The 507-nt window shown below is 47.5% G+C and carries 1 protein-coding gene; it reads left to right on the forward strand.

Going from position 1 to position 507, the window contains the following annotated elements; genetic code table 11:
- Nucleotides 1-186 precede the first annotated feature (186 nt).
- Entirely contained in the window at nucleotides 187-345 is a 159-nt protein-coding gene (locus tag CIK04_RS34140) for a hypothetical protein (protein ID WP_325205861.1), read from the forward strand.
- Nucleotides 346-507: the final 162 nt, after the last annotated feature.

The following is a 507-nucleotide window of genomic DNA, read 5'->3' on the forward strand; positions in this document are numbered from 1 at the left end:
TCCGTAGTCGAGAGAAAATTCGCTTTAAAACCGATATTCGTTTGGATTACTGCACCACCACTGCACAGTTGAAAACCATCATCGAAGAGATCAAAGTGCTGCTGGAAAATCACGAAAAAGATGGAGTAAGAAACCGTTGACCGTGTCACCTTTAGAGGCTTTGGTGCGCACGGGTTGGAAATTAACGTGTTTGCCTACATTGGCAGCAAAAGTTTGCCCGTCTACCAAGTGGCGGCGCAGGAGCTTCATTTAGGCATCATGGAAATTGTTGAAAATAACGGCTCTCGCATCGTGCCTGCCACGTTTGAGGCACAAGCGCTGGCCTTAGTTTTTGGTTCGCAATAGGGCTTATTGAGGGGGCTCAGTAAGCTCGTTGGAGAGGGCATCGGTGTCGATTCACTATCAACTTCATCCCAATTCTGCTCAGTTGCTTGAGGCACAAGCTCATCTGAACATTTTGGGCGCTTCTCTAATCTGCGCAATCGCGGGTTTTGCATTGATTGGTAT

Source organism: Vibrio sp. 03_296 (assembly GCF_002265885.1).